Annotated in this window: 20 protein-coding genes; 10 read left to right on the forward strand and 10 right to left on the reverse strand. The window is 65.3% G+C overall.

What is annotated here, in order from left to right; all coding sequences use genetic code 11:
- The first annotated feature begins 28 nt into the window (after positions 1 to 28).
- A complete protein-coding gene (locus tag KUW62_RS14135; RefSeq protein ID WP_224816109.1) occupies positions 29 to 2,500 on the forward strand; it encodes a heavy metal translocating P-type ATPase in 2,472 nt (823 codons plus the stop codon).
- On the forward strand, positions 2,497 to 2,898 hold the full coding sequence (cueR, locus tag KUW62_RS14140) for a Cu(I)-responsive transcriptional regulator (RefSeq protein ID WP_224816110.1): 402 nt from the start codon (positions 2,497 to 2,499) through the stop codon (positions 2,896 to 2,898). The genes KUW62_RS14135 and cueR overlap by 4 nt, the downstream gene beginning before the upstream one ends.
- Here cueR and KUW62_RS14145 read toward each other — a convergent pair.
- Together KUW62_RS14145 and KUW62_RS14150 are read right to left on the reverse strand one after the other, a co-directional pair.
- Positions 2,885 to 4,471 carry a 5-guanidino-2-oxopentanoate decarboxylase gene (locus tag KUW62_RS14145; protein ID WP_224816111.1) on the reverse strand — a complete coding sequence of 529 codons (1,587 nt, stop codon included), beginning with the start codon at positions 4,469 to 4,471 and terminating at the stop codon, positions 2,885 to 2,887. The genes cueR and KUW62_RS14145 overlap by 14 nt on opposite strands.
- A 5-nt stretch (positions 4,472 to 4,476) precedes the next feature.
- The gene (locus KUW62_RS14150) at positions 4,477 to 5,424 is read right to left on the reverse strand and encodes a GlxA family transcriptional regulator (protein ID WP_224816112.1); all 948 of its coding nucleotides are present in this window, start codon (positions 5,422 to 5,424) and stop codon (positions 4,477 to 4,479) included.
- 74 nt (positions 5,425 to 5,498) lie between these two features.
- Between KUW62_RS14150 and KUW62_RS14155 the strand changes: the two genes are divergently transcribed.
- The 6 genes from KUW62_RS14155 to KUW62_RS14180 are packed head-to-tail and all read left to right on the forward strand — an operon-like array spanning position 5,499 to position 12,305.
- The gene (locus KUW62_RS14155; protein ID WP_224816113.1) at positions 5,499 to 6,659 is read left to right on the forward strand and encodes an acyl-CoA dehydrogenase family protein; all 1,161 of its coding nucleotides are present in this window, start codon (positions 5,499 to 5,501) and stop codon (positions 6,657 to 6,659) included.
- Between the two features lies 1 nt (position 6,660).
- The gene (locus KUW62_RS14160) at positions 6,661 to 8,697 is read left to right on the forward strand and encodes an acetate--CoA ligase family protein (protein ID WP_224816114.1); all 2,037 of its coding nucleotides are present in this window, start codon (positions 6,661 to 6,663) and stop codon (positions 8,695 to 8,697) included.
- Positions 8,690 to 9,475, forward strand: coding sequence for a carnitinyl-CoA dehydratase (locus tag KUW62_RS14165; RefSeq protein ID WP_224816115.1), 786 nt, complete (start codon positions 8,690 to 8,692; stop codon positions 9,473 to 9,475). The genes KUW62_RS14160 and KUW62_RS14165 overlap by 8 nt, the downstream gene beginning before the upstream one ends.
- Positions 9,476 to 10,384, forward strand: a complete 909-nt coding sequence (locus KUW62_RS14170; RefSeq protein ID WP_224816116.1) for a 3-keto-5-aminohexanoate cleavage protein — start codon at positions 9,476 to 9,478, stop codon at positions 10,382 to 10,384.
- Positions 10,381 to 10,908, forward strand: a complete 528-nt coding sequence (locus KUW62_RS14175; protein WP_224816117.1) for a lipocalin family protein — start codon at positions 10,381 to 10,383, stop codon at positions 10,906 to 10,908. The genes KUW62_RS14170 and KUW62_RS14175 overlap by 4 nt, the downstream gene beginning before the upstream one ends.
- The gene (locus KUW62_RS14180) at positions 10,905 to 12,305 is read left to right on the forward strand and encodes a carnitine 3-dehydrogenase (protein ID WP_224816118.1); all 1,401 of its coding nucleotides are present in this window, start codon (positions 10,905 to 10,907) and stop codon (positions 12,303 to 12,305) included. Before KUW62_RS14175 ends, KUW62_RS14180 begins: the two co-directional genes overlap by 4 nt.
- A gap of 162 nt (positions 12,306 to 12,467) precedes the next feature.
- On the opposite strand, the gene KUW62_RS14185 is transcribed toward KUW62_RS14180, so the two are convergent.
- A complete protein-coding gene (locus tag KUW62_RS14185; protein WP_370632896.1) occupies positions 12,468 to 12,965 on the reverse strand; it encodes a VOC family protein in 498 nt (165 codons plus the stop codon).
- An 83-nt stretch (positions 12,966 to 13,048) separates the two neighbouring features.
- On the opposite strand from KUW62_RS14185, the gene KUW62_RS14190 reads away from it, so the two are divergent.
- Positions 13,049 to 14,053 carry a type I glyceraldehyde-3-phosphate dehydrogenase gene (locus KUW62_RS14190; RefSeq protein WP_224816119.1) on the forward strand — a complete coding sequence of 335 codons (1,005 nt, stop codon included), beginning with the start codon at positions 13,049 to 13,051 and terminating at the stop codon, positions 14,051 to 14,053.
- A gap of 11 nt (positions 14,054 to 14,064) precedes the next feature.
- Positions 14,065 to 15,513, forward strand: coding sequence for an NAD-dependent succinate-semialdehyde dehydrogenase (locus KUW62_RS14195; RefSeq protein ID WP_224816120.1), 1,449 nt, complete (start codon positions 14,065 to 14,067; stop codon positions 15,511 to 15,513).
- A gap of 139 nt (positions 15,514 to 15,652) precedes the next feature.
- On the opposite strand, the gene KUW62_RS14200 is transcribed toward KUW62_RS14195, so the two are convergent.
- From KUW62_RS14200 to KUW62_RS14230, 7 genes are read right to left on the reverse strand one after another with little or no spacing between them, the layout of a single operon-like run.
- Positions 15,653 to 17,557 (reverse strand): beta-galactosidase, encoded by a 1,905-nt coding sequence (locus tag KUW62_RS14200; RefSeq protein WP_224816121.1) that lies wholly within the window; start codon positions 17,555 to 17,557, stop codon positions 15,653 to 15,655.
- On the reverse strand, positions 17,554 to 18,408 hold the full coding sequence (locus tag KUW62_RS14205) for an SMP-30/gluconolactonase/LRE family protein (protein WP_224816122.1): 855 nt from the start codon (positions 18,406 to 18,408) through the stop codon (positions 17,554 to 17,556). Before KUW62_RS14205 ends, KUW62_RS14200 begins: the two co-directional genes overlap by 4 nt.
- Complete coding sequence (locus KUW62_RS14210; RefSeq protein ID WP_224816123.1) at positions 18,405 to 19,022, reverse strand: 2-dehydro-3-deoxy-6-phosphogalactonate aldolase; 618 nt, start codon at positions 19,020 to 19,022, stop codon at positions 18,405 to 18,407. Before KUW62_RS14210 ends, KUW62_RS14205 begins: the two co-directional genes overlap by 4 nt.
- Before the next feature lies 1 nt (position 19,023).
- A complete protein-coding gene (locus tag KUW62_RS14215) occupies positions 19,024 to 19,935 on the reverse strand; it encodes a 2-dehydro-3-deoxygalactonokinase (protein ID WP_224816124.1) in 912 nt (303 codons plus the stop codon).
- On the reverse strand, positions 19,932 to 20,702 hold the full coding sequence (locus KUW62_RS14220) for an SDR family NAD(P)-dependent oxidoreductase (RefSeq protein ID WP_224816125.1): 771 nt from the start codon (positions 20,700 to 20,702) through the stop codon (positions 19,932 to 19,934). The genes KUW62_RS14215 and KUW62_RS14220 overlap by 4 nt, the downstream gene beginning before the upstream one ends.
- Entirely contained in the window at positions 20,699 to 22,822 is a 2,124-nt protein-coding gene (locus KUW62_RS14225; RefSeq protein WP_224817124.1) for an alpha-galactosidase, read from the reverse strand. Before KUW62_RS14225 ends, KUW62_RS14220 begins: the two co-directional genes overlap by 4 nt.
- 47 nt (positions 22,823 to 22,869) lie before the next feature.
- Positions 22,870 to 23,721, reverse strand: coding sequence for a carbohydrate ABC transporter permease (locus KUW62_RS14230; RefSeq protein WP_224816126.1), 852 nt, complete (start codon positions 23,719 to 23,721; stop codon positions 22,870 to 22,872).
- Position 23,722: the final 1 nt, after the last annotated feature.

A 23,722-nucleotide genomic window follows, 5' to 3' on the forward strand; every position in this document is an offset into this window, starting at 1 on the left:
TGTCTCTGCTTCCAGGAGGGAGAGACGCATGTCCAACCGCCCATTCACCGCGACGATCCCCGTCTCCGGCATGACCTGCGCGGGATGCGTGGGGCGTGTCGAACAGGCGTTGCGAACGGTCGAGGGCGTGTCCAACGTGTCGGTCAACCTCGCCACCGAAGCGGCCACGATCACCGCGCGGGATGCCGCATCACTCACCCGCGCAACGGACACGCTGAGCGACCGCGGCTATCCCGCCCGCGTGACGGAGGCGCGCCTCGCCGTCAGCGACCTGTCCTGCGCGTCCTGCGTCGGGCGGGTGGAGAGCTATCTGAAAGACATCCCCGGCGTGGTGGCGGCGGAGGTGAACCTTGCCACGGAAACCGCGCGCGTCCGCTACCTCGCCGACACCACCACGCCGCAGGCCATGGCCCGCGCGGTGACGGAGGCCGGGTATCCGACCGTCGCGCAGGGCTCGGAACCGACACCCGACCGCGAGGCCGAGAAGATGCAGGACATGGCGGACGCGTGGCGGCGGTTCACCATCGCCTGCTTGCTGACGCTTCCGGTGTTCGTGCTGGAAATGGGCGGCCATCTGTTCCCGCCGCTTCACATGTTCATCGGTCAGACCATCGGCCACCAGGCAAGCTGGATCATCCAGTGGGGCCTGACCACGGCGGTCCTGCTGTGGCCGGGTCGTGGCTTCTTCACCAAGGGCTTTCCCGCCCTCCTGCGCGGCGCGCCGGACATGAACAGCCTTGTCGCCGTCGGGGCCTCCGCGGCTTACCTGTTCTCCGTCGTGGCGATCTTGGCGCCCGCCCTCCTGCCACAGGCCACCCGCGCGGTTTATTTCGAGGCCGCCGCGGTGATCGTCACCCTGATCCTGCTTGGCCGGTTCCTGGAGGCGCGCGCCAAGGGCCGGACCGGCGCGGCGATCCGCAGCCTGATGGAGCTGCGCACCGACACAGCGCGCGTGGTGCGCGAAGGCGGGGCCGTCGACCTGCCGCTGGAAGATGTTGTGGAGGAAGACTTGATCCTCGTGCGGCCGGGCGAACGGATCGCCACCGATGGCATCGTCACCGAAGGCGAAAGCTACGTCGATGAAAGCATGATGACGGGGGAGCCGTTGCCGGTGGCCAAGGCCCACGGCGATCCCGTCACCGGCGGTACCGTCAACGCGGCCGGCAGCCTGACCTTCCGGGCGACGCGCGTCGGCGCGGACACGGTGCTGGCGCAGATCATCCGCATCGTACAAGACGCACAGGGCGCGAAATTGCCGGTGCAGGCGTTGGTCGACCGCGTGACGCTGTGGTTCGTGCCTGCGGTGATGCTATTGGCTGCGCTGACCGTCACGATCTGGCTGATCTTCGGCCCCGATCCCGTGCTCAGCTACGCGCTGGTGGCGGGCGTCTCCGTCCTCATCATCGCGTGTCCCTGTGCCATGGGGCTGGCCACGCCGACCTCCATCATGGTCGGCACAGGCCGCGCGGCGGAGATGGGGGTGCTGTTTCGCAAGGGCGATGCATTGCAACAGATGGCACAGGTCCAACTGGTCGCCTTCGACAAGACCGGTACATTGACCGAGGGTCGCCCGGAACTGACCGACCTGATCCTTGCCGAGGGCTGGACGCGGGCGGAGGCGCTCAGCCTCGCCGCAGCGGTGGAGGGCAAGTCGGAACATCCCGTCGCCCGCGCCATCGTCACTGCCGCCGAGGGCGAGGGGATCGCTGCGCAGGACTCCACGGAATTCAGCGCCCGCCCCGGCTTCGGCGTGGCCGCAATGGTGGGTGAGCGGCACGTCGTGATCGGTAGCGCCCGGTTGCTTGAGACTGAGGGGATCGTCCCGGAGCCAATGGCGGTAGACCACGCGCGGCTTTCGGAACAGGGCAAGACCGCGCTTTACATGGCGGTGGATGCGCAGGTCGTCGCGACCCTTGCCGTCGCGGACCGGGTGAAGGACAGCAGCAGGGCGGCGATTGCCGCGCTTACCGCGCGCGGCATCGCGGTTGCCATGATAACCGGCGATCAGGAGGCGACCGCATGCGCCGTGGCCGATGACCTCGGCATCTCGATCATCCATGCGGGCGTCCTTCCCGGCGAAAAACGCGATGTGGTTGCAGGGCTGCAACGAGAATTCGGCGCGGTCGCCTATGTGGGGGACGGCATAAACGACGCCCCCGCGCTCGCCCGAGCGGATGTAGGGATCGCCATCGGCACCGGCACGGATGTCGCCATCGAAAGCGCCGATGTGGTCCTGATGTCGGGCAATGTGCAGGGCGTTGTGGCGGCGGCGGAAATCTCTGCCCGGACGATGGGGAATATCCGGCAGAACCTGGTCTGGGCCTTTGCCTACAACACTGCGCTGATCCCGGTCGCGGCGGGGGTGCTGTTCCCGCTCTTCGGCATCCTCTTGTCCCCGATCTTTGCGGCGGCGGCGATGGCCTTGTCCTCCGTCTCCGTCATCACCAACGCGCTCCGCCTGCGCAACGTGCAAGCACCCACCGAACGAGAGGTTCCATGAATATCGGCGACGTGGCCAAGGCCAGCGGCCTGCCCCCCAAGACCATCCGCTATTACGAGGATATCGACCTGATCCGCCCCCTGCGCGGACCCAACGGATACCGGCAATTCCGCGAGACGGACCTGCACAAACTTGCCTTCCTGGGCCGCGCCCGCGCGCTTGGCTTTTCCATCGAGGATTGCCGCGCGCTTCTGGCACTCTACGAGGATGCGGGGCGCAGCAGTGCGGAGGTGAAGGCCATCGCGCGCCACCATCTGGCTGAGATCGATACGAAGATCGCGGCCCTGTCGGAGATGCGGGATACGCTTGCTACGCTCGTCGCCTCCTGCGCAGGCGACGCACGCCCCGATTGTCCGATCCTTGAGAGCCTGGCCGATTCGGAAATCAGTCGATCCTGATCTCGATCAGGCGCGGCGCGCGGGCCTTGTGGGCGCGGTCGAGCGCGGCGGCAAAGCCCTCCAGCCCGTCAATCGCCTCCGCCTCCATGCCATAGGCCTGCGCCACCGCGACGAAATCCGGCGCGCTCGGGCGGACACCTTCGGGCGCGATGCCGTTGTCTTCCATGTAGCGCTCGATCTCTTGATAGCCGTTGTTGTTCCACACCACGAAGATCACCGGCGCGAGTTCGTCCATCGCCGTGCCAAGCTCCGCCAGAACGAACTGCAATCCGCCATCCCCGGTGATGCAGACGACCGGCGTGTCCGGCGCGCCCAAACACGCCCCGATGGCCGCAGGCGCGCCGTAGCCCAACGCGCCATAGCCGGTGGAGGCGTTGAACCAGCCCCGAGGCTGGTCGATATCCGCATACAGGTTTCCCGCATAGACCGCTTGCGTGCTGTCGCCCACGATCCGTGCGCCGGGGATGATTTCGCGAATGGTGTCGATCATGGCGATGGAGGTCTTGTAGCTTGCGCTGAGCGAGCCGTGGGCCTCTGCCCGCAATCTGGCGGCCCATGCCGCGCCGTCGTTGGACGCCGCCTTGCCGTCCAACCCAACCAGTATGCGCGCCACGGCCTGACCCGCATCGCCAAGAACCGGGATATCCGGCACCCGCCCGCGCGTCATCTGCATCGGGTCGCAATCGACCCGGATCAGGCACGCGATCTTCGGCAAATTGCCCGCGTCGTAGACATCGTAATCGGTGCGCCCGAATTGGGTGCCGACAGCAAGGATCACGTCCGCCTGCGCCATCGCGTCTTGCACCGCCGGGAAGGACGGGCTGGCCGGCACGCGCAGGTCGTGGCCGCCAAGGATGCCGCGCCCGTTCGTCGTCGTGATGACCGGCGCGTCCAGCCGCTCGGCCAAACGCACAAGATCGTCCGCCGCACCCACCGCACCGCCGCCTGCGAGGATCAAGGGCCGCTCGGCTTTGCCAAGCGCCGCCACGGCAGCGGCGATGTGTTCCGCATCCACGGCGCGCCGCGCGGGGTCTGCCGCACGCGGGGGTGGCACCTCGATCCGCTGCGCCATCACGTCGGTCGGGATCTCGATATGAACCGGCCCCGGACGGCCCTGCGTCATGGCGGTAAACGCGCGTTCCACCACCCGGTCTAGGTCTTCGGCACGGCTGAGCGTGTGACTCCAGATCGCGACGCTGCCCATGGTGGCGGACTGGTCCGGCAACTCGTGCAGGAACCCGTCCTCATGACCGTGGGTGGCGACCGGGTTCACGCCCGATATTACCAGCATCGGCACGGAATCCGCCCGCGCCTGCGCCATCGCGGTGATCGCGTTGGTCACGCCGGGCCCTGTGATGAGCAGGCAGATACCGGGTTTGCCTGTCGCCCGTGCATAGCCATCGGCCATGAAACCCGCGCCCTGCTCATGACGCGGCGTGACATGCCGGATGGAAGACGCCTTGAGGCCGCGATAAAGCTCCACGATATGCACGCCGGGAATGCCGAACACCATCTCCACCCCGCGGCGTTCCAGCAGCGTGACCAGTACTTCCCCAACCGTCCCCTGCGCCATCGTCCCTAGCCCTTTCGCAAACGCGCCGCGCGCGCCGCTGACGGGGTGATCCCGAAGGCCGCCTTGAACGCGCGTGTCATAGCGGTGGCATCGCCATAGCCGGAGCGCAAGGAAATCTCCGCAATGCTGTCGCGCGTTTGCTCTACCCTGCGGCGGGCCTCAGACAGGCGGATGGCGCGGTAGGCCGCGGCGGGCGTCTGGGTGCCGTGGCTCCGGAACGCCCGCTCCAGCGCCCGTTGAGACAGGCCCAGACATGACGCCACCGCCCCGATCGTCAGCGGTTCCTCGATATGACGCCGCATGATCGCGGCCGCGGCCCGGATCGTCTGGCAATCCGGCATCAGGCGGGCGGGATCAAGGGCCGGGTCACGCTCCCCGTGCATGAAGAGCGCCGCAACCTCCAGGGAAAGCGCCGCGCCGTGCCGCCCCTCGATCAGGTCCAGCATCAGGTCGAACGTAGTGGTCGCGCCGCCGCACGACGCCCGGTCCCGGTCCACCACGAACCGCGCCTCCGTCACGTCCACCTCGGGGAAGGTTTCCGCCAGATCGGCCAGGATGTCCCAATGGGACGTCGCGCGGTAGCCGTCCAGCAGACCCGCATGGGCCATCAGCCACGATCCGGTATCAAGGCCCACCAAAGTCCCGAAATGTTTGGCCGCCGCGCGCAAGGCCCGCCCGGTGGCCGCATTCGCCAAGGCCTCGTGCCCGTAGCTTGGCATGACGAAAAGGTAATCCCCCCGCGCCTCCGCCCCCAACGCGTCTGGCTGAACCGGGACACCGCTGGACGAGGCAAGGGGCGCCCCCGACATGCCGAAAAACCTCCAGTCGTAGAGCGTGCGGCGCGACAACGTGTTGGCGGCCCGCAACGGCTCCACCGCATTTGCAAGGCAGAGGTTGGAGAAGCCGTCGAACAACAGCAGGGCGAAGCGTTCGGGCTCTGTCGATCTTCGCATGATTTTTATCTAATTCTGCAAGGTTGTCGCCGAACCCTACGCCTAGGCTTTCGCCTGTCACAAGGGGGACGTCGATGGATTTTGGCCTTAGCGAAGAGCAGGAGATGATCGTCTCCACCGTGCGCAGTTTCGTGGAGAACGAGATCTATCCCCATGAAGCGGAGGTGGAGCGGACGGGCCACGTCCCCCCCGAACTGGCGCAGGCGATCAAGCAAAGGGTCATCGACCTTGGTTTTTACGCCTGCAATTTCCCACAGGATGTCGGCGGCGCGGGCCTGTCGCATCTGGATTTCACCTTGGTGGAACGGGAACTGGGCCGTGGTTCCATGGCGCTGACCCATTTCTTCGGACGCCCGCAGAACATCCTGATGGCGTGCGAGGGCGAACAACGGGACCGCTACTTGCTGCCCGCCGTGCGAGGGGAGCGGATGGACGCGCTGGCCATGACCGAACCCGATGCGGGCTCCGACGTGCGGGGCATGAAATGTACGGCCGTGCGCGACGGCGGTGATTGGGTCGTGAACGGATCGAAACACTTCATTTCCGGCGCGGAACATGCGGATTTCTTCATCGTCTTCGTGGCCACAGGCGTCGATGATACGCCGCGCGGTCCGAAGAAGCGGATCACCTGTTTCCTCGTGGATCGTGGACATCCCGGGTTCACCGTGCGCAACGGCTACAACTCGGTCAGCCATCGGGGGTATAAGAATTGCATCCTCGATTTCGACAATTGCCGCCTGCCCAACGCGCAAGTGCTGGGGGCGGTCGATGGTGGCTTCGCGGTGATGAACGAATGGCTCTATGCCACCCGCCTGACCGTGGCCGCGTTCAGTGTCGGGCGTGCGCGGCGGTGTTTCGACTATGCCCTGAACTATGCCGCCGAGCGCAGGCAGTTCGGCCAGCCCATCGCGAAGTTCCAGGGCGTCGGTTTCCAGGTCGCCGACATGATAACGGAGATCGACGCCGCCGATTACCTGACCCTCGCGGGCGCCTGGCGTCTGGACCAGGGGTTGCCCGCGAACCGCGAGATCGCATCGGCCAAGCTCTACGCGACCGAGATGCTGGCGCGGGTCACGGACACCAGTTTGCAGATTTTCGGCGGTATGGGCCTGATGGACGATTTCCCGATCGAGCGGTTCTGGCGCGATGCACGGGTGGAGCGGATCTGGGACGGAACCTCCGAAATCCAGCGCCACATCATCTCGCGCGACCTGTTTCGCCCGCTGGGGGCCTGACATGGATTTGGGTTGCCTTCTGCGTCCCCGCTCCATCGCCGTGATCGGCGGCGGGGTGTGGTGCGAAAACGTGATCCGGGAATCCCGCAAGATCGGCTTTGATGGCGATCTTTGGGCAGTCCATCCGACCCGCGCTGATGTCGGCGGTGTGCCGGCCTTCGCGTCGGTGGACGACCTGCCCCGCGCGCCCGACGCGGCCTATGTCGCCGTCAACCGACACGCGACGATTGAGGTGGTCCGCGCGTTGTCCCGGATCGGGGCCGGAGGCGCGATCTGTTTCGCGTCCGGCTTTCGGGAGGCGGCGGCAGAGCTGGAGGATGGCGACGATCTTCAGGCGAAGCTGTTGGAGGCGGCGGGCGACATGCCGATCCTCGGGCCGAATTGCTATGGCCTCATCAACGCGCTTGATCGCGTCACGCTCTGGCCCGATCACCATGGGCTGATGCCGGTCGAACGTGGCGTCGCGATCATCACGCAATCGTCGAACATCGCGCTCAACCTGACGATGCAAATGCGCGGTCTGCCCATCGCGGCGCTCGTGACCATCGGCAACCAGGCGCAAATTGATATACCATTGATATGCTCCGAATTGCTGAAAGACCCGCGCATCACGGCGCTGGGTCTGCACATCGAAGGCGTCGGTGATCTGGCCCGGTTCGAGGGTTTGGCAGGCGCGGCGCACCGGGCGGGCAAGCCCATCGTGGCCCTTAAGGTGGGCGCATCGGATCAGGCGCAGGCCGCCGCGATCAGCCATACTGCCTCGCTTTCCGGGAGTGCGGCGGGCGCGCGGGCGTTGTTCGACCGGTTGGGCATCGGGCAGGTCTTTGATTTGCCTACATTTCTTGAGGTCCTCAAGCTGTTGCACGTGATCGGGCCGCTGCCGTCGAACCGGGTCGCCTCACTCTCCTGCTCGGGTGGGGAGGCGAGCCTGATGGCGGATGTGGCGCTTGGGCGCGACGTGGTCTTTCCGCCCCTGTCGGAGCGTCAGGTGACGGGCCTGCGCGCCGCACTTGGCCAACGGGTCGCGCTTGCCAACCCCTTGGATTACCACACTTATATCTGGGCGGACCGCGCGGCGATGGCGGCGTGTTTCTCCGCAATGATGTCGGGGGATCTGGCGCTTGGCCTTGTTGTTCTGGATTTCCCGCGTCCCGACAGATGCCCGGCCCCGGAATGGGAGCTTGTCATCGACGCGGTCGAGGACGCGATTGCGCAAACCGGACGCCCCATCGCGATCCTGTCCAGCCTGCCGGAAACCCTGCCGGAAGCGACCGCGCAACGGCTTCTTGCGCGAGGGATATTGCCGCTTTGCGGGTTTGGGGAAGCGTTGGATTCCATCGCCATCGCCGCCCGGATCGCAGCCTATCGACCACATTCGGCACCCCTTCAAACACCCTGCGCCGATGGCGATACCTATATCCTGACGGAGGCCGAGGCAAAGGTGGCACTGGACGCATGCGGCCTGGATACCCCGCAGGGCCAACACATTGAAATCGCTGATATTCCCGCCGATCTCCTCAACGAAATCAACGGCCCCTTCGCGGTGAAAGCCCTCGGCCATGCCCATAAAACGGAGGCCGGGGCAGTGGCGCTGGATGTGCCGCGCACCGCCCTGCGGGAGGCGGCGGTGAAGATGGGCGGCACCGCATTCCTGATCGAGGAGATGGTGCCGGACCCGGTAGCGGAACTCCTGGTCGGTGTCCTGCGTGATCCGGCCCACGGCCTTGTGCTGACGCTTAGCGCGGGCGGGATTTTGACCGAACTGCTTGCCGACACGCAGCACCTTTTGCTGCCCACGACCGGCCCCGAAATCGAGGCGGCCCTGTCGCGCCTGCGCATCGCACCGCTTCTTGGCGGATTTCGGGGCAAACCGGCCGCCGATCTCCGCGCGATTGTCAGCGCCGTTCTGGCCGTGCAGGACTACGTCATGACCCACGCTGAAGACATCTTCGAGGTCGAGATCAATCCCCTGATCTGCACCCCCACCCGCGCCGTCGCCGCCGACGCCCTGATCCGATTGAGATGCCGTGATGAATGACAGTCCCGTAAAGACAAACCGCAACGGCCATGTGCTGGAGGTCACGCTGGACCGCCCGAAGGCCAACGCCATCGACCTGGCCACCAGCCGGATCATGGGGGACGTGTTCACGCAATTCCGCGACGATCCGGACTTGCGCGTGGCGATCTTGACCGGTGCGGGGGAGAAGTTCTTCTGCCCCGGCTGGGACCTGAAGGCCGCCGCCGACGGTGATGCGGTGGATGGCGATTACGGTGTGGGCGGGTTCGGCGGCTTGCAGGAATTGCGGGGTCTCAACAAGCCCGTGATCGCGGCGGTGAACGGTATCTGCTGCGGCGGTGGGCTCGAATTGGCGCTGAGCGCGGATATCATTCTGGCGGCGGACCACGCGAGTTTTGCCCTGCCCGAGATCCGGTCCGGCACGGTGGCCGATGCGGCGTCCATCAAGCTGCCCAAGCGCATCCCGTATCATATCGCGATGGAGATGCTGTTCACCGGGCGGTGGCTCGACGCCGAAGAGGCCGCGCGGTGGGGGCTGATCAACCAGATCCATCCGGCGGACCAGTTGATGGACAAGGCGCGGGACATGGCCGACTTGATCGCTTCCGGCCCGCCGCTTGTGAATGCCGCGATCAAGGAGATCGTGCGCGAGGCCGAGAACATGAAGTTCCACGACGCGCTCAACAAGATCACGAAAAGCCAGTTCGAGACGGTCGAAAAGCTCTACCGCTCAGACGACCAAAAGGAAGGCGCACGGGCCTTTGCCGAGAAGCGCGATCCGATCTGGAAAGGGAAATAGATGCCGCTTGCCATGAACAAAGAGGTGTTCATCACCTGTGCCGTGACCGGATCGGGCAGCACCCAGGATCGAAGCCCCCATGTCCCACGGTCGCCGCAGCAGATCGCCGACAGCGCCATTGCGGCGGCGCAGGCGGGTGCTGCGATTGTCCATTGCCATGTGCGCGATCCTGAGACGGGCACGCCGTCCCGCGACCTTGCGCTCTACCGGGAGGTGACGGAGCTGATCCGCGCCTCCGACACCGATGTCGTGCTGAACCTGACCGCCGGAATGGGCGGCGATATCGTCTTCGGCCCGACCGATGCGCCTTTGCCCGTGCGTGAGGGCACGGACATGATCGGCGCGGAGGAGCGGGTGGCCCATATCGCCGAATGCCGTCCCGAAATCTGCACGCTGGATTGCGGCACGATGAACTTCGCGGAAGCCGATTACGTCATGACCAACACGCCCGGTATGTTGCGCGCCATGGGGCAGATGATGACCGACATGGGCGTGAAACCCGAGATCGAGGCGTTCGATACCGGTCATTTGTGGTTTGCCAAGGAGTTGGTGAGGGAAGGCGTGCTGGAGGCGCCCGCGCTGGTTCAGCTGTGCATGGGCGTGCCGTGGGGCGCGCCCGATGATCTGAACACCTTCATGGCGATGGCGAACAACGTGCCGGACGATTGGACGTTTTCCGCCTTCGCCCTGGGCCGCAACCAGATGGCCTATGCCGCCGCCGCCGTGCTGGCCGGGGGCAATGTGCGGGTGGGATTGGAGGACAATCTTTGGCTGGAGAAAGGCGTGCTTGCGACGAACGCGCAGCTTGTGGAACGGGCGGTCGGCGTTGTTGAGGGGATGGGCGCGACGATCATCGGCCCGGATGCTGTCCGCAAAAAACTGGGCCTGACCAAGAGGATGCCGGTATGAGATGGCTTTTCCTCGCCCCGCTCGCCCTTGCCGCGTGTGGCGCCGTCCTTGGACCGTCCTACCGCGATGACAGCGTGACTATCGCGTCCTCTGCCAATTTCGACGCCAACCGCTATGTCGGTCGCTGGTACGAGATCGCGCGCTACCCCAACCCGTTCCAATCCGACTGCCCCGGGGCGATCGCGGAATACGGGCCTGCTGACACGCCCGGCGTTCTGACCGTGCGCAACATCTGCCTCGACGCCGATGGTCGACCGACAGAGACGATCACCGGGACGGCGACCGATGAAGGGCTCGGGCGATTGTCGGTTCGGTTGCAGGGCGTTCCGGTCGCGGCCCCCTATTGGGTGCTTTGGGTTGATGAAGGCTACCGCACGGCGGTGGTTGGCGCGCCGAACGGGCGGGTCGGATGGATCCTGAACCGCGACCCCGACATTCCGCCGGACAGGCTCGCCGCGGCGCGCGAAGTGCTGGACTTCAACGGCTACGATCTGGACCAGTTGCAGCGGAGCGTCACGCCATGAAGGCGGCCATTATCGGCGGCGGCGTGATCGGCGGCGGATGGGCCGCGCGGTTCTTGCTCAATGGTTGGAACGTCGCCGTCTTCGATCCGGACCCCGAGGCGGAACGGAAGATCGGAGAGGTCCTGTCCAACGCCCGCCGCGCCCTGCCCGCGCTTTATGATCGGGCCATGCCGCCCGAGGGCACGTTGCGCTTCAGCGATAGCCTCGCCGATGCGGTCGCAGGGGCGGATTGGGTGCAGGAAAGCGTGCCTGAGCGGCTTGATATCAAGCACAGGGTGCTGGCGGATTTGAATGCTCATGCGCCCGCGGACGCGATCATTGCCTCGTCAACCAGCGGCTTCAAACCATCGGAGCTGACCGCGGAAGGCGCGCGCGTGATCGTGGCGCATCCCTTCAACCCGGTCTACCTTCTGCCGCTCGTCGAATTGGTGGGCGATGCGGCGACCTGCGGCGCGGCGCAGGCCATGTTGCGGGAGGTCGGGTTCTATCCGCTTCACATCCGAAAGGAGATCGATGCACATATCGCCGATCGTTTCCTTGAAGCCGTCTGGCGTGAGGCGCTGTGGCTCGTGAAGGACGGGATCGCCACGACCGAAGAAATCGACGAGGCGATCCGTATGGGCTTCGGCCTGAGATGGGCGCAAATGGGCCTGTTCGAGACCTACCGCGTGGCCGGGGGTGAGGCGGGGATGAAGCATTTCATGGCGCAGTTCGGACCGTGCCTGTCCTTTCCCTGGACCAAGCTGATGGATGTTCCCGAGTTCACGGACACGCTTGTGGACCTGATCGCGGGTCAATCGGACGCGCAATCGGGCCATATGACGATCCGCGAGCTGGAGCGATTGCGCGACGACAACCTTGTGGGGATCATGCGGGCCCTGAAGCACACGGGCTCCGGCGCCGGTGGGGTCGTGACCGCGCACGAGGCAAAGCTGGCGCGACCGGGGATGCCGGTGACGCTGGAGCGGCAGATCCCGCCGGGCTGGACCGACTATAACGGCCACATGAACGAGACCCATTATCTGGAGGCCGGGTCGAAGGCGACGGACCGGTTCATGGAAATGGTGGGAGCGGACGCGGCATACATCGCGGCGGGGCAAAGTTATTTCACGGTGGAGAACCACGTCCGCTATCTGGCGGAGGCCCATGCGGCCGATCACTTGAGGGCCGACACGCGGCTGCTGAATGGGGACGGCAAGAAGCTGCACCTGTTCCATACGCTGATGCGGGGGGACGGTGAGGTCGTGGCGACAGTGGAGAGCTTCTTGCTCCATGTCGATCTTGGAACGCGTCGATCCTGCCCACCGTCCGACGCGGTCGCGCGCGCCCTGGCAGAGGTGGCGGAGGCCCAGACGCGACTGCCTGTACCGGAGGGCGCGGGGCGGGTCGGATTATAGGGCTCGCGGCGTCGAGTGGCCCCCTGTGCAAGTTGCACAAGTCATCTATTGCTTTGATTTTGATCACTTTTCGGAATACTGTTAAGCTTTTGCAACTGAAAGAGACGGCCGCTCGCGTTGATAGACAGGGAGCGCCGCACCCACCTTGCCATTCCTGCGCGATCAATCTGGCGCGTTGGAGAAAAGCGCGATCTTGTTGCCTTGGGGGTCGCGCAGATAAGCCACGTAGAAATCCGCATTGTAATCCGCGCGGGTGCCCGGTTGCCCTTCATCCGATCCTCCCGCCGCGCATGCAGCGTGGTGCAGCCTGCGCACGTCCGCGCGGGTCGGCACGTCGAGGGCGATCATGGTGCCGTTGCCACAGGACGCAACCGCACCGTTGAAGGGCCGCTTGATGTAGAGGTCCGGGACCCCGTGAGGCGCGTCGGGATCGTGGGGCGGAAGGAAGCTCAGATCGCCCTGGTACCGCTCCATCCTGTAGCCGAGCGGCAGGAGCAGGGCGGTGTAGAAGCGTTCCGCCGCGTGCAGGTCATCGGCGCCGAGGGTGACATAGGCGATCATTGCAAGTGCGGCCTTCCTTTGGGGTGCAGGTTTGCCTTGATGCACCGGATCGGGCGGCGTTGCAAAGGGCGCGTCCATCACGTCGCGGCGCAAGGCCAATCACGAAAGACGATTGGACCAAGGGTGTGCTTCCCTTGCACCTTTGCGGCGCGGGATGCATCACTTCGGCAAAGGAGACGCCCATGACGATCCGCGTGGCGATTAACGGGTTCGGACGTATCGGCCGGTCAGTTCTGCGCGCCTGGGCCCTGGGCGGCGGGCGGCTTGGACCCCATTGGCCAGAGATCGAGATCGTGGCGGTGAATGACATCGCGGATGCGGCGACCTGTGCCTATCTCTTTGAATTCGACAGCGTGTTCGGGCCTTACCCCGGCGATGTCTCGGTAAAGGATGGCGATCTGCTGGTCGATGGACGGCGTATTCGCCTGACGATGGAGCGGGATGCGGGTGCGCTGCCGTTGGCGGATGTGGACGTGTTGATGGAATGCACGGGTCGGGGCAGCCGGGAGATCGCGGAAGCGGCCCTGACCGCAGGCGCGGGGCGCGTCCTTGTGTCCGGCCCCGCCGTAGATCCCGACCTGACCCTCGTTCTCGGGGCGAACGAGGCGGCGCTGACTGCAGAGCACCGGATCGTTTCCAACGCGTCATGCACGACCAACGCGCTCGCGCCGCTGGTGCGGTTCATCGACGAGACCTGGGGCCTTGATTCCGCATTGATGACGACCGTGCATTGCTACACCGGATCGCAGCCGAGCGTGGACATGCCGATGCGCGATCCGGCGCGCAGCCGGGCGGCGGCGTTGAGCATGGTGCCGACGACAACCTCCGCCGAGCAATTGGTCGATGTGGTGCTGCCGCATCTTGCCGGACGCGTCACTGGGTCGGCGGTTCGGGTTCCATCGGCCTCCGTCTCTTGCGTGGATCTGGCGGTGATGACCCGCGCCATGCCCAGTGCCGAGGAGGCGCGCGCGCTCTTGCAAGGAACCGCCGGGCCGATCATTGGGTTTACCGACAAGCCGCTGGTCAGTGCCGACCTGCGGGCGCGCCCGGAATCGCTTATCGTGGCAGGGCCCGAAATCAAGCGGTCGAAGGGCGGAATGCTCCGCGTGTTCGGCTGGTATGACAATGAATGGGGATTTTCCTGCCGGATGCTCGACGTGGCCCGGATCATGGGACCCGGAACCTAGGGAGAGGCGGCATGGCCGATTGGCAGACTTGGATGAAAGAGGCGGCGTATGTCGGGGGCGAATGGATCGGTGCCAATAGCGGCGAGACGATCGACGTCACCAACCCCGCCACCGGCGAAATCATCGGCACCGTGCCAAGCTGCGGCACGGACGAGACGATGCGCGCCGTGGACGCGGCGCAGGAGGCCTTCGCGGGATTTGCCGGGATGTCGCTGATGGACCGGGTGGACCTGCTGTGGAAGCTGCACGATGCGCTGATGGACAACAAAGACGCGCTTGGCGAATTGCTGACGATCGAGATGGGCAAACCGCTGGCCGAGGCCAAGGGCGAGATCGCGATCGGTGCGCAATATGTCCGCTGGTTTGCGGAAGAAGCGCGCCGCGCCAAGGGGGAGATCGTGCCCGCGGGCGTGAACGGACGGCGTATCCTCGTGACGAAGCATCCGATCGGGGTGGTCGGGATGATAACGCCGTGGAATTTCCCGTCGTCGATGCTGGCGCGCAAGATTGCGCCGGCCCTCGCCATGGGCTGCCCCGTGGTGGCCAAGCCCGCAACCGCGACGCCCTATTCCGGGTTGGCCTGGGCCGCCATGGCGGAGGAGGTCGGCTATCCCACCGGCAGCGTCAATGTTCTGACCGGATCGGCGCGCAAAATCGCGGGCGCGATGATGGACCGGTTCGAGGTCCGCAAGATTACCTTCACCGGGTCCACCGAAGTGGGTAAGGAGCTGATCCGGCAATCGGCGGACAGCGTGAAGAAGGTGTCCATGGAACTGGGGGGCAACGCGCCGTTCATCGTATTCGACGATGCCGATCTGGACGCGGCGGTCGAGGGGGCGATGGTCTCCAAGTACCGCAATTCCGGGCAGACCTGCGTCTGCGCCAACCGTATCTACGTGCAGTCGGGCATCCACGACGCCTTCGTCGAGAAGCTGGTACAGAAGACGCGGGACATGAAGGTGGGCGATGGCCGGGAGGACGGGGTCGTGCAAGGCCCGTTGATCGACAAGGATGCCGTGGAGAAGGTGGAGGAGCTGCTGGAAGACGCCACGTCCAAGGGCGGATCGGTGGCCTGCGGCGGCGGGCGGCACGATCTGGGCGGGACGTTCTTTGAGCCGACCGTCATCACCGGCGCCACGCAGGACATGGCGTTCGCGCAGGAAGAGATTTTCGGACCCCTTGCCCCGGTCTTCAAGTTCGAGACGGAGGAGGAGGCGATCGACATGGCCAACGATACCGTCTTCGGCCTGGCGAGTTACGCCTATACCAAGGATCTGGGCCGCGCCTTCCGCCTGAACGAGCGGTTGCAATACGGCATGATCGGCATCAATTCCGGCCTCATCACGACCGTTGAGGCCCCCTTCGGCGGCGTGAAGGAAAGCGGTCTTGGCAAGGAGGGCGGCAGCCAGGGCCTCGAAGATTACATGGAGACGAAATACGTCTGCATTGACGGGATTTGAGATACGGCTTGCGCGACGCGGCTGTGTATCGAACTGGGCGTGCCCCTGAAGGGGCGCGCCTTTTCTTTTGCGCGTTCAGCTTCATTTCGGGTGCGATGGCGGGCTGCGCCCGCTGGCTCTTGAAAAAGGGAAAGAGGGGTCAGGTCGGGAGCCAGATCAGGCCCGCCGGGGGGATGATGTGACCGTCGAATTCCACCGGGTCGGGACCGTGGTTGAATAGGAACCGGGTCTGTCCGGTGTCGCGGATGCGGATATCCGGCGGCAGGTCCTGCGGCGATAGCCCCGCCGCAATGGCCGCGCGTGTGAGGATGCGGCTAAGGGCAACCTCGTCCGGCCAGCCCGCCAGATAAGACAGATGACCCTTGCGCACGAGGACCGGCGCACCATGGGCGTCGGCCTCCACCACATCTTCCGACGTCTCGATCTGTTCACGCCAGAGGGTCAGATGGCCGCCCTTCTCCAGCAAGACCGGCATGTCGGGGCGCATCGTCTCCACCCGCGCAACCGTGAGATCGAACCCCGTCAGCGCCGGGGGAAGCGGCACGGGGATGCCCAGATCGGCGGTCTTTGCATTGGTCCGTGGCCCGAGGATCACCTGGGCATCGGTCGCCGCGATGGCCGCCTTCAGCTCATCGCGCAACGTGATGACGCCCGGCGCGAGGACAAGGGCGTATCCGTCGAGCGATGCCGTGTCCGGCGGCAGGATATCGACAGAGAGGCCGAGCTTCCGCAAACCACGGTAGACTTCGAAGACCAGCCGGAAGTAATCGCATCCCTGCCCTTGCGGTTGCACCGCCCAGGCCCAGGCGGAGGCATAGTCGAAGACCAGCGCGACCGGGGCCTGCCCGTGTTCGACATCGGGCATTTCGCGTAGCTCCTGCGCCACCTGGGCGGCTTCCGCGAACCCCTCCGCCGCCACGCTGTCGGGGCGCAGGAGGCCCGCGTGGTATTGCTCTTGCGCCATTGGGGCCTGTCGCCAGCGGAAATAGGCGACGCATTCGGCGCCGTGGGCGAAGGCCTCCCACGTCCAGAAGCGGACCATGCCGGGGAGCGGCGCGGGATTGTGCGGCGCCCAGTTCACGGGGCCGGGCTGTTGTTCCATGACCCACCAGCGCCCGTCCCGCCCAATCGCACGATAGAGGTCGTGGTGGAACGCCTGAAAATCCGGATCGCCCTGTCGCGCGTAGCGGCGCTTGTGATCCGCATCGTCTTCCAGCCGATCCTCCAGAAAGCCCAGGGGATAGCTGTCCCAGGTTGCGATTTCCATCTGGCGACCGGTGGCGAAATGGTCGAATTCGACAATCCGGCCCATGTAATTGTGACTGATCGGCGCGTCGGATCGCGCGCGGATGGCGTCGACCTGGGCCCGGTTGAACCGCGCCACCTGATCCGATGAGAAGCGGCGGAAATCGAGCGCGTGGGAGGGATTGGGCTCCGTCACCGTCAGGTTCGGCAGGTCGATCTGGTCGAAGCTGTCGTATTCCATCGACCAGAAGACGTTGCCCCAAGCCCGGTTCAACGCATCCGGCGATTGATACTTCTGCGCCAGCCAATCGCGAAAGGCGCGGCGGGCCGCGTCGGAATAGCTGTAGATCGTGTCATGGCAGCCATATTCGTTGTCGGTCTGCCACGCATCGACCTTGCGCCCGAATTGTTCGGCCAAAAGGCGCGTGATGCGGATGGTCTCGTCGCGATATCCGTCGTGGGAAAAGCAATAGTGGCGGCGGGAGCCAAAGCGCCGTTCGCGCCCCTGCGCATCGACGGCGAGCATGTCGGGGTATTTGTCGAGCATCCAGCGCGGCGGGGTTGCCGTGGGCGTTCCCAGCACGACCTTGAGACCTGCGCCCTTCAGGATGTCGATGGCGCGGTCCAGCCAATCGAAGTGCAGATCGTCGGGGCGCGGTTCCAGCCGGCTCCACGCGAATTCACCGATGCGAATCCAGGTCAGGCCCAGATCCGCCATGCGGCGCGCATCCTCGGACCAGATCTCTTCCGCCCAGTGCTCGGGGTAGTAACAGGTCCCGAGGGTGCGCTTGAGGCTCATAGGATCACCCGGTGTTCCGCTTGACCCTTTGCGGACACGGAGACGCGCAGGGTTTGGCCCGACAGCGGGGCCGGATCGGCCGGCGCATCCGGCGCACCTTTTTGCGCCGTCGTGACATACAGACCGTCCGGTCCGAATGCGGGACATGTGGGTTGCGGAACCGGCAGAATGATTTCTTCTAAAAGATTTCCCTCCGGGCTGTAGCAGGCAACGCGCGACGCGCCCCATTCAGCGCACCAGAACCGGCCGTCGGCATCAACGACGGCGCCGTCCGGGTTCACCTCTCGTTCCCGGTGATCGAGGAAAATCCGCGGCTCCCCCTCGGGCCATCCGTCGGGGTCGAGGTCGTAGGTCAAGACCAGATGTTCGGCGGTATCCGCGAAATAGGCGCGGCGTCCGTCGGGTGCAAAACAGGTCGCGTTGGGAATCGTGACGGCGCCCCGTATCCGGCGCAATTGTCCGCGATAGAAACGGTAGAGCGCGCCCGCCCCCTTTTCCGCGTTATGGCCCATCGTACCGATCCAGAAGCCGCCTTGCGGGTCAGCGCGGCCATCGTTGGAGCGTGTGGCGATGTTGTCCGGCTCCAGGTCCGCGACCCGTTCCTGCCCACCCGACGCCAGATCGAACAGGGTCAGGTCCGTTTCCGTGGCCACCAGCAGATGCGTGTCATCCACCCACCCCGCGGCGGAAACGGCGCGGTCGAAATCCCATTGGCCCTGGGCGCCGTCGGCATCCCGCGTCAGAAGGCGCTGGCCATGAATATCGAACCAGAACAATTGTCCGAGGCCGGGATGCCAAAGCGGCCCTTCCCCCAGAAGGCACGCCCGGTCGTCGTAGACCTCCACGCTCATACCATCGGACCCTTCTTGGCGGTGTCGTAGGCGTCCACGATCTTTGCGGCCCGCGTTGCGATGTCGTCCGGGGCGGTGCCGGGCTTGTAGAGGGCCGAGCCGATGCCGAAGCCGTCCGCGCTGGCCGCGATCCAGTCCGTGAAGTTCTCGGGCCCCGCCCCGCCCACGGCATAAACCTGTGTTCCAAGGGGCAGAACCGCCCGGAGCGCCTTGAGGCCGCCGGGACCGGCCATGTTGCCGGGAAAGAGCTTCAGGCCGGTCGCGCCCGCTTGCAGGGCTGCGAACGCTTCCGTCGGGGTGAAGATGCCGGGCCAGGATTGCATCCCGGCGGCCACGCTGGCGCGGATCACATCGGCATCTGTGTTGGGGGACACGATCAGCTTTCCGCCGGCTTCCGCGATTGCGCGGACATCAGCCACGTTCAAAACCGTGCCCGCGCCGATCAATGCGCGCCCGCCGCACGCCGCGGCCATCGCGGCGATGCTGTCCAGCGGATCGGGGGAGTTGAAGGGCACCTCGATCCTGTCGATACCTGCCGCGATCAGGGCCTCGGCCACCGGCACGGCCTCGGGCGGGGTGATACCGCGCAGGATGGCGATCAGGGGGCGGGACATGTCAGGCATTCTCCGTGAGCGTTGCATAGACCCGGGCCAGGCCCGCGCGGGTCAGGGGGGCTGCATCGTGGACATCCGGCGTGACGCCCTGCGTTTTCAGCGCGTCGGCGTAGAGGCGGGTCAGCGTCGGGGTGCCCGCAATCGCAACGGCCTGCCCCAGCCAATAGGGCCGCGCGGCAGCCAGTTCCGATCCGATGAGATAGCCGGACAGCTTTGCCCGCGCCGTGGTGCCGTCCTGTCCGTCGAGAACATTCTGGGCGCGCAGCCCGAACAGCCATTGGGACACCTTCTCGGGCTGGGAAATCGTGTCGGACACCGCCTGCACAAAGGCATCATCGTTCTGGCCCGACGCGGATACCGAGTGGCGCAGGACGGATTCCTCGGCGAGCAATTGAAACAATTCACCGGTCATCGCGGTCTGGAAACTCACCACCTCCTCGGCTGAGATACGGACCCATTTGGAATGGGTGCCGGGCAGCACCAGAACGCCGTCGAATTTCGGGTTCTGCGCCAGAAAGCCCGCGATCTGCGTCTCTTCCCCGCGCATGACGTCCGCGGGCTTTGCCTGTGACAAGCCCGGCACGACGCTGACATGAAGGCGGGGATCGGCGGATGGCGCGACGATGGGCGACAGGTCGGTGGGCCGTGCGGGCACGGCGACATAGGGTGCCTCCACCCAGCCCTGACGCGCGCCGACCATGCCGCAGGCCACAACGCGCATGCGGCCCGCGCCCAACCACGGCTCGACCAGGCGCAAGAGGGCGGGCTCAAACCCGTCGCGCGGCAGCTTGCCCATGCCATCCGCGCTGCTGACCTCTGCCTTCGCCTCGGCCCCGACCATGGCCCAGGCACGCAGATGCGTGGTCCCCCAATCGACGGCGATCCAATCGGCGTATGATTGATTGCCGCTCATCCCGTTGTCACCACGCCGCCGTCGATCACCATGGTCTGACCCGTCATCGCCTTGGAGGCGCGAGAGGCGAGGAAGAGCGTCCCGCCGACGATATCCTCGGGCTTTAGATGTTCTTTCAGGCACATGCGTTTCATGTGGGCGGCAAGATCCTCGGGTGAGGCCCACATCTCCAGTTGCTTTTCCGTCAGCACCCAGCCGGGCGCCAGCGCATTGACGCGGATGCGGTCGGGGCCGAATTCACGGGCGAGGCTGCGCGTCAGGGCGGTGATCGCGCCATTGGCAGCGGTGTACGCGGGGTAGCCCGCATTGCCCATCATGTAGCTGATCGACGACATGTTGATGATGGAGCCACCACCCGCGGCGCGCATCCCCCCGATCACCGCCTGGCAGCCGAAGAAATAGGCCTTCAGGTTGATGGCCTGGGACCAGTCCCAGAACGCCTCATCCACCTCTAGGGTATTGTGCCGTTTGTCGTTTGCGGCGTTGTTGACCATGATTGTGACCGGGCCGTGGGCGTCGGATGCCTCAGCGATGGCGGTGCGCAGGCGATCGGTGTCGGTGATGTCACACAGAAGGCTGAGCGGGCGATTGCCGGTCGCGGCCTCCATCTCATCGGCGAAGGCGCTGGCGTCGGATCGCTGCACGAAGGCCACTTTGGCACCTTGCCGCAAGAACCCTTCCGTCAGGCTGGCGCCGATGCCTGACCCGCCGCCGGTGATGAACACGGATGCGCCGCTCAAATCAGGATAGATCGCGCTGTCGCTCATAATCTCTGGCCCTCCAGGACCCACATCGTATCGGGAAAGTTCCATGGCAAGGTCAGGCCATGATGCATCAGCCACGCGCCGGAGACCTCCACGGGTCCTTGCTTGAGCGCGGGCATGCCGCGACTTAGCGCTGGGGCGTTGTGCCGGTTCATCAAGGTGATCCGGTAGGTGGCAGCTTCGTCCAGGGCGGTAAGGCGCAGGGGGCGCGGGGCGATCTGGTCGGACGTGGCGGACTTGCCCGCGAAGACGACGAATTTGTCGCCGTTGCGCGTGATTTGCTGTTCCGCGATGACCGCCGGATCAGCGGAATCGAGCCGCAGAAGATCGGCCTGCAACATCCAGGTGCGGTTGTGTTTCCACCAGCTTGTGACTTCGCGCAGCACCGCCGCCTCGCGGTCATCCAGCTCGCGCGGGTCCATCTCGAACCCCATGTGGCGTTGGGCGGCAACCCAGGCGCGGAAGGAAATGTCGAAGACACGGCCCGACGTGTGGCACCGCCGCGGCCCGACATGGGAGCCGGTGACGGCGATGGGCAGGAACAGGGCCGCGTCGTGTTGGATGCGCAGGCGTTCGAGGGCGTCATTGCTGTCACTCAACCAAACCCGCTGGGTCCGTTTCATGATGCCGAAGTCGATGCGCCCGCCGCCCGAGGCACAGCTTTCGATCTCCACCTTCGGGAAATCGGCGCGCAGGCGGTCGATCAGCGCGTAGGACCCGCGCGTCTGATCGGCGTCGGGCATGGGCAGTACGCGATTGTGGTCCCATTTGACGTAGTCGATGGGATGGGCAGACAGGATCGCGGCCATCCGGTCGTAGATGAAATCGCGCACCTCCGGCAGGGCCATGTTGAGCGCCTTTTGCTGGCGGCCCAGGGTCTGATCCTCGCCCCCCAAGGCCCAATCGGGATGGGCGCGGTGGATGTCGCTGTCGGGATTTATCATCTCCGGCTCGAACCAGATGCCGAAGGTCATGTCGAGCGCGTGGACATGGTCGATCAGGGGTCCCAGGCCATCGGGGTATTTCCGGGCGTCGACCTCCCAATCCGACAGGGAGCGGGTGTCGTCGTCGCGCTGGCCGAACCAGCCGTCATCGAGCACGAAGCGTTCCGCGCCCAGATCGGCGGCGCGGGTCGCGATGTCTTTGAGAACGTCGAGCTTGTGGTCGAAATAGACCGCTTCCCAGCAATTGTAGTGGACCGGGCGCGGGCGGTTCTTGTCGGGCCAGGTCACGATGCGGTCGCGGAGATGGCGCTGAAAGCTGACCGCGCAACCGTTCAGGCCGGTGCGGGAATAGGTGACGTAGAGCGTCGCGCTCTCGAAGGTGCGGGCGGCTTGAACTTCCATCCTTGCGGCATGGCCGAATTGGATCTGGCGGCGGCCATCGGGCAATTCCTCCGCGATCATCTTGTGACCGCCGGACCAGCCGTAATGGAAGCCGTAGGCCTCCCCTTGGGTGTTGGTGCACCCTTCGCAGGGGATCAGGAGGCCAGGGAAATGTTCGTGACCCGTGCGGCCCGTGCGGTTTTCGCGGTAGCGCATCCCGGCGGACCAGGCGGTGCGATTGGTCTGGAACTCCCCCGTCCAGCGGCCCGCGAAGTCGATCATCTCGGTGGATTGTTGCGGCGCGGGCAGGACGGGCGCGGCCAGCCAGTGGAGGTGTACCGCGCGGTCCGCATCCAACCGGGTCTTGGCAGTGATGATCCGGGTGGAGGGATCGGTGGCAAACAGGAAGGTCAGGGTCAGGCCGTTCGCGTCATCCGCATAGCGCAGAACCAGCGTCCCATCCGCCGCCTCCTCCCCCGCATAACAGAACTTCGGCAACAGCGGCGTGCCGTCCCCGTCCCGCAGGATCAGGCCCGGTTGGCCGGGGAAAGTGCGCACGGCTTCCGGGCACAGCGACAGGTCCGGGTTTTCGTCCAGCATACCGCCCGTGACGTCCAGCTCGTGCGCGGCGTGGAGCGTCTGAAGATGCTCGTCCACCGGAAGCGGTGCACCCCAATAGACGACTTGCGGCAAGCGGTCGCCCGTGGCCGCCAGCACCATGGTCTGCCGCCCATCATCGTCGAGCCGCCATGTCCGCACGGACGGCACGGCGAGGGCCACCTTGCCCTCTCCGGACATGTCTTCAGCTTCGGTGCCGTCGAGGACCACATCCATGGCCGATATCCTTACTTCACGGCGCCGAGCGTCAGGCCCGCGATAAAGTGCTTTTGCATCAGGAAGAACATCGCGACCGGCGGGATGGCCGCCACGATGCTGCCCGCGCTCATCAGGTGATACATCGCGCGGTATTGGCCGTTGAAGGCGGTGATACCGGCGGTGACGGGCTGCGATTCAGGGCTTTGCGTCAGCACGACGGCCCAGAAGAAATCGTTCCAGATGAAGGTGAAGATCAGCACGCACAGGGCCGCGATGGCGGGCTTCATCAGCGGCAGGACGACGAACCAGAAGATGCGCCATTCGCTGACGCCTTCAACGCGCGCGGCCTCGATCAAGGCGCGGGGCAACGCGCGGATGAAGTTGCGCATGAAGAGTGTGCAGAACCCGGTCTGGAAGGCGATGTGGAAGAGGATCAGACCAAGGCGCGTGTCGTAAAGGCCCATCTGGTCCGTCAGGTCGCGCACCGGCACCATGAGGATCTGGAACGGTACGAAATTGCCCGCCACGAACATGAAGAAGATCAGAAGGTTGCCCTTGAAGCGGTAGACCCCCAGCGCGAAGCCGGTCATGCAGCTGAGCGCGACAGCGCCGAACATCGTGGGAATGGTGATGACGACCGAGTTCCACAAATATTGTGGCATCGCGGATTCAGCGAAGACCGTCCAGTAATTCGTGATTCCCTGGAAACCCGTTGCAGGCCAGCCCCAATAATTGCCTTGGGTGAAATCCTCACCCGGTTTGATGGAGAACCAGATCACCGCCAGAAGCGGGATCAGCCACACCAGAAGCGCGATCGGCAGAACCACTTGATAAGTCGCCTGAACGCCACGGGAATAATGCTGGATCGGACGTGGAAACATC

The organism is Hasllibacter sp. MH4015 (assembly GCF_020177575.1).
GTDB lineage: Bacteria > Pseudomonadota > Alphaproteobacteria > Rhodobacterales > Rhodobacteraceae > Gymnodinialimonas.